This window comes from Mycobacterium sp. (assembly GCF_050701675.1).
Classification (GTDB): domain Bacteria; phylum Actinomycetota; class Actinomycetes; order Mycobacteriales; family Mycobacteriaceae; genus Mycobacterium.
Map to the genome: position 1 here is coordinate 1 of NZ_JBOGDD010000561.1, position 6154 is coordinate 6154.

General features: G+C 68.1%; 4 protein-coding genes. All 4 read right to left on the reverse strand.

Features of this window, described 5'->3' with window-relative positions:
* Positions 1-2323, reverse strand: a 2323-nt coding sequence (locus ACRDUX_RS17160; RefSeq protein ID WP_526415221.1) for an amino acid adenylation domain-containing protein, incomplete at its 3' end; no start/stop codon positions are given.
* Positions 2320-4131: an ABC transporter ATP-binding protein gene (locus tag ACRDUX_RS17165; RefSeq protein WP_526415222.1), complete on the reverse strand. Its 1812-nt coding sequence runs from the start codon at positions 4129-4131 to the stop codon at positions 2320-2322. The genes ACRDUX_RS17165 and ACRDUX_RS17160, both read right to left, overlap by 4 nt.
* Positions 4128-5852, reverse strand: coding sequence for an ABC transporter ATP-binding protein (locus ACRDUX_RS17170; protein ID WP_526415223.1), 1725 nt, complete (start codon positions 5850-5852; stop codon positions 4128-4130). The genes ACRDUX_RS17165 and ACRDUX_RS17170 overlap by 4 nt, the downstream gene beginning before the upstream one ends.
* A 26-nt stretch (positions 5853-5878) precedes the next feature.
* The gene (locus tag ACRDUX_RS17175) at positions 5879-6133 is read right to left on the reverse strand and encodes an MbtH family protein (protein ID WP_526415224.1); all 255 of its coding nucleotides are present in this window, start codon (positions 6131-6133) and stop codon (positions 5879-5881) included.
* Positions 6134-6154: the final 21 nt, after the last annotated feature.

Below are 6154 nucleotides of genomic sequence, written 5' to 3' on the forward strand. Positions count from 1 at the left end.
GGTCGGACCACGCGGCACGCAGATCGTCGGACAGCAGCCGCAGCGACACTCCGTCGACCACGACGTGGTGGACCATCAGGATCAGACGGCCGGGCTCTTCGGCGCCGGCATCGAGCCACCCGACGTCGAACATCCGGCCCGCGCGCGGATCGAGGCGCGTCACTGCCAGTGCTCGCTGCTCGGCGGTGATCCGATCGACGTCGCCGTCGAGCGAGATCCGGCGCAGCACGTCGGCCGCGGCCGGCTGCCCGCTGTCGGGCACCGTCAAACCGGCCGGATCGACGGTGCTCACACGAGCCCGGAGGATGTCGTGACAGTCGAGTAGGGCGTCGACCATCGCCGTCAGTGCCGCCATCGTCAGCCCGGGCGGCGTGTGCAGCGTGACGGATTGGAAGAACCCGTCCATACCGTTGCCCACGTCGTTCAGCCAGGCCAGAATCGGAGTTACGCCGATCTCGCCGACCGGGTCCACTGTCTCGGTAGCGGGTGAGGGGGAACGGGATTCGGCCACCGCGGTCGCCAATGCGGCAGGCGTGCGCAGGCTGAAGACGTCGCGGGGACGCAGTCGCAGCCCCAACTTACGGGCTCTGCTGATCAGACCCATCGCCACGATGCTGTCGCCACCGAGGGCGAAGAAGTCGGCGTCGGCGCCGACGCTCGGGACACCGAGCAGGTCCGCGAAGATCTCGCAGATGGACTGCACCAGCGGGTCGGTCGGTCGCGGTGACTCATCTGCTACCGGCGCCGACGGTGCGGGCAGCGCCCGACGGTCGATCTTCCCGTTCGCAGTGACCGGGAATTCGTCGAGTACCAGGACCATGCTCGGTACCATGTGCTCGGGAAGTCGCGACGCGCACCAGAGGCGCAACTCATCGGGTGCGATATCGGCGTTGGACACCACGTAACCCGTCAGCTGCGCACCGCCTGCTGGGCCGTTGCGCAGAATCACTGCCGCATGGCGGACCATCGGGTGGGCGGCCAGGGTCACCTCGATCTCTTCGAGCTCGACCCGCATACCGCGGATCTTCACTTGGTTGTCGGCTCGGCCCAGGAACTCGAGGACACCGTCCGCCGTCCACCGAGCGAGGTCGCCGGTGCGGTACATCCGCGAGCCGTCGTCGTCGAACGGATTCGCGACGAACCGCGAACCGGTCAAGCCGGGCGCGTGAATGTAGCCGCGGCCCAACAGGAACCCGGCGGCGTAGAGCTCGCCGCCGACACCGACCGGTACGGGATGCAGGTCGTCGTCGAGAACGTAGAGCTGGGTGTGCGGATTCGGTCGGCCGATCGACGTCTCGATCCGCTCGGCGTGAGCGCGGTAGATGACGTGGGACACGCCGATCGTCGCCTCTGCCGGTCCGTACCCGTGATAGAGCGTCGTGCTCAGCTGGGATCGGAATCGCTCGAACAGCGCCGGGGTCAGAACCTCGCCGCCACACCAGACGTGCTTCAGCCCGGACAGCAGGCTGGTCCCGTCGGCGAGGTCGAGGAGCACGTCGAGCATCGACGACACCAGGTAGACGAAGGTGACCTTCTCTTCTGCGATCAGGTCGAGCAGGTACTGCGGGTCGCGCTCACCGCCGGGGTCGGCCACGACGACGTATCCGCCGGATACCAGTGGCAGCAGGATCTCGTTGATCGAGATGTCGAAGGACAGCGGCGCCTTGAACAACGACGCGTCACCGGCGCCGAAGCCGAGAATGTGCTCGACCTGCCAGGTCAACCTCTCGCTGATGGCCTCGTGGCGGATCATCGCGCCCTTGGGCTTGCCGGTGGACCCCGAGGTGAAGATGACGTACGCCAGCTGGCTGCCGTCGATGACGGCCTGTGGCGCGCTCGCCGCCCGGTCGCCGAAGGCCCATGCGCCGAGGTCGACCTCGACGGGATTCGGGTCACCCGGCATCACGGCACCGGGTGCGACGAGCGTTGCCGTGGAGCGGGTTTCGGCGAGTACCTGGCGTCGTCGTTCCTCTGGCCACAGCGGATCGACCGGGACGAACGCACCCCCGGCGGCCAGGATGGCCATCACCGCCACGACCATCTCGGCCGATCGCGGCAAGGCGATGGCGACCATCTCTTCACCGGCGACGCCCTCGGCGCGCAGGTGATTGGCCAGCTGGTAGGCCCGGCTCGCCAGCTCGCCGTACGTGAGCCTGACGTCACCCGCGACCACCGCAAGGGCGTCGGGGGTCAGCCGGACCTGCCGCGCGAAGGCCTCCGGAGCCGTCGTCGTCGTGCTGGGCCAGCTCTGATCGTTCCACCGCCGCAACAGGTTCAGGCGGTCGTTCGGCGTCAGGCCGTCGTCGATCTCGGTCGTTGTCACGTTTGCGATTGCTCCGCGTAGGAATGGTCGGCGGTCCAAGCCCGCCACAGTTGGGCATACCGGCCGCCCGCGGCGACCAGGACTTGGTGCGTGCCGTCTTCGATGATGCGGCCGCCAGCCATCACGACCACTCGATCTGCCGTCGCGGCCTGGGTGAGCCGATGCGCGATGACGAGTGTCGTTCGGCCCGCGGTCGCCGCCGCGGCGGCCCGCTCCAGCTCTCGGGCGCCCTGGCTGCCCGCCTCGGCCGTCGCTTCGTCGAGGATGGCGACCGTCGGGTCGGCGAGCAGCAGGCGGGCCAGCGCAAGTTGTTGCGCCTGTGCCGAAGTCAGCTGATGGCCACCCTCGCCGACGACGGTGTCGACGCCGTCGTCCAGCGCCGCCACCCACCCGTCTGCCCCGACCGTACGCAGCGCGTCGAGCATCTGATCCTGCGTCGCGCCCGGGTTGGCCAACCGCAGGTCGTCGAGCAGGGAACCCGCGAAGACGTGCACTTCCTGACTGACTATCGCGACGTGCCTGCGGCGCTGCTCGGTGGACATGTCCGCCAGCGGGACTCCGCCGATGCTCGCGTGGCCCCGGCGCGGCGTCAGCGCGCCAGCGGCGATGCCCGCCACTGTCGACTTGCCCGCCCCGGTCGACCCCACCAGGGCGACTCGCTGTCCCGGTTCGAGGCGAAGGGTGACGCCGTTGACCACCGATGGTCCGCCGTCGTAGCTGAAGTCCAGATCCTCCAGATCCAGCGACGCGTCGCGCGGCTCCGCCGACGTCTGCCGCTCCTGCGGCGCCGGTCCACCCGACAGGCTGACCAGGCCGACCAGTCTTGCCAGGCTCGCACCCGCGTCCTGCGCCTCGTCGAAGGTGAAGAGCAACATGCTGATCGGGCTGAACAGTCGGTGGAAGAGCAGGGCGGCGGCGGTGGTTTGCCCCACCGACACCTCACCCTGTCTGACCAACCAGAATCCCGTCACCAGAATGACTGAGAGGCCGATGAATTCGGCCCGGTTGATGCGGCCGACGAAGCGAGTGAAGAGCCTGAACACGCCGATCGAGATGTCGCGGACCTTGGCCGAGGCGACTTCGATGGCGCCCTGGTGCGCGCCGTGCATGTCGTAGGCATGCACGGTGTCGGCGCCGATCATGCTCTCCATGAGCACCTGCGACCGCTCGCCGATGGCCCGCCGCTCCTCGGCGTAGCGCGGCGCCGACCGCGGAAGGTACCAGCGCAGCGCGATGACGTAGAACGGAACGGCGACCGCCCCGGCTAGTCCGAGACGCCAGTCCAGACCCAGCATCGCGATCAAGGACAGCAGGCCGAGCAGTATCGAGGCGAACATCGTCGGAATGACCTCCGACACCGCCTTGCCGATGGTCGCGACGTCCGTGCTGACACGGGAGAGCAAGTCTCCGCGGCCAACTCGCTCCACCGTGGTCGTCGGTAACGACAAGGCCCGCTCGACACCGGCTTCCCGCAGGTCCGCCAGCGCGACCGCACCGAGCCGCCCGATCAGGTAGTTGGAGATGCCGCTGGCGACGGCACCGATCAGGGCGGCGCAGGTCACGACGATGCCGATCATGACGATCACCGATGGCGGCGAGCGGTCGATGATCCGGTCGACGAGCACGCCGAGCACGTAGACCGGCACCACCGCCATGGCCGCCGCAATCAGACCGACGACGACGGTCAAGGCGACCGAACCGCCTCTGGCGCGCAGTTCGTGTCGCAACCACAGCCACGTCTGGCGTCCGGTGGCGACGGGCAGGATGGTGGGCCGGTCCACGGCCGCTCCTTCGTCGGCCGTGCTCATCGCAACACCGCTGCCTGGTAGTCACGCCGTTCCATCAGGTCGGAGTGCGAGCCCGATGCGACGACGCGGCCCGCGTCGACCAGCACGACGCGATCCGTCGCCGCCAGCAACGCCGGACTGCAGGTCACAACCAACGTCGTGAAGTTCCGCGGCGAGGCGCCGTGCCGCATCTCGGTGATACCCTGCGCCACTGCACTTTCCGTCACTGCGTCGACCGCGGTGGTCGGCTCGTGCAGCACCAGCACGGGAGCGCGGCGCAGCAGCGCACGTGCGAGCGTCAGTCGCTGGCGCTGCCCACCGGACAGGCTGGCTCCGCGTTCGGCGACCTCGTGCTCAAGCCCTTCGTCGTGCACCTCGACGACGTCGATCGCGCAGGAGGAGCGCAGCGCATCGTCGATGGCGGCCGGGTCACCGGCAGCGCCACCGACGTTCAGATTCGAGCGAAGCGACCCGGTGAACAGATCCGCCCTGTGCGGCTCCACCAGCAGGGCCCGATGCGACTCACTGAGATCGAGATCCTCGAGTTTCACCCCGCCGACGCGGACCTGCCCGGTGTACTCGTCGGGCGTCAGCTGTCCCGACAGCACCTTCACGATGGCGTCGGCGTCGGCGGATCGAATGGCGACGAGCCCGACGATGCCCCCGGCGTCGACCTTCAACGCGATGCCGTCGAGCGGACCGTGACGGACGTCGTCCAGTTCGATTCCGTGCGGCCCCGAATCGAGAACGGTGGCACCGGGAGTCAGCGCCACCGGCGCGTCCTCGACCCAGCCCACGCGTTCCGCAGAAGCTCGGGCCTCGGCGATCCAGCTGGGTACTTCGGCCATCGTGTTGAACGGCTCGAGCAGGAACTGGGCCAGCCCGATCACCGTGATGAGCCCGCCGATGGAGATCTCACCGCGCAGTGCGAACCAGCCCGCGGTGACGGCCACTCCGACTGCCAGCAGCGCGCTCATCGCGTTGGAGAAGCCGATGTAGACGCTCTGCGAACGGGTGGCCCGAACGGTGGCTGCCAGCGCCTGCTGACTCACCTCGCGGTAGCGGTTGGAAGCCGCGTGCTCGGCGCCGATCCCACGAAGGGGCCGCATGCCTGCGATCAGATCGGCCGACATCGCGGTCGCCTTCCCGGCGAGCTCCTGCTGGTCGGCCACTCGACGGGTGATGACCGGCCCACCGAAGTGCAGTAGGAACAGGATCAATGGGGTGCCGATCAGGACTACCAGTCCCAGTGGTACGTCGATGGTCAGTAGCACGCAGGCGCACACGACGATTGCCGTTACGGCGCCCGCGATCCGCGGCACGTAGTCGAGCAGATACGACGTGTTGTCCGCGTCGGTGCTGGCGATGGACAACAATTCACCGCTGCGCAGCGGCGTCCGCAGCCGCCACGGATGCAGGATCTTCACCGCGAGATCGACCCGCAGTTGGTGCCCCTCTCCTGCGATGGCACGCATCAGGAACCGAGCACCGCTCTGATAGCAGGTGGTCAAGACGACGAAGAGCACGGCCAGCGCCGCCACCCACAGCACCAACTGCCCCATGTCGCGGGTTTCTACGGCCCGGCCGATGACGAGTCCGATCATCACGGGGACCGCGGCCTCGCACAGCTGGTGAGCACAGATGAGCAGGGATCCGAGGGTCAGCAGCCGTGCATTGCGAGTGACGGTCCGCCGCAGGATCGCGCCGCCCGTGCGCGATGCCTCAGTGCTGTTGGAAGACACGCCGTTCGAGGAGTCCACGTCGGTGCCTACGATGTGACGTCAGCCCCTGATGAGCCGACCGCAGCTGCCATCCGCAGCTGCAGACTCTTCGGGCGCATGTCAGTCCAGTTCTCCTCGACGTAGTCGAGGCACTCCTGGCGGCCCGCCTGGCCGTCACCTCCGAAGACGACGGTCCATCCACCTGGAACCTGTTTGAACGTCGGCCATAGCGAGTGCTGCTCCTCGCTGTTGACCAGCACGTAGAAGCTGGCCGACTCGTCGTCAAAGGGGTTGCCCGACATGCGCTCTCCTCAACACTGACT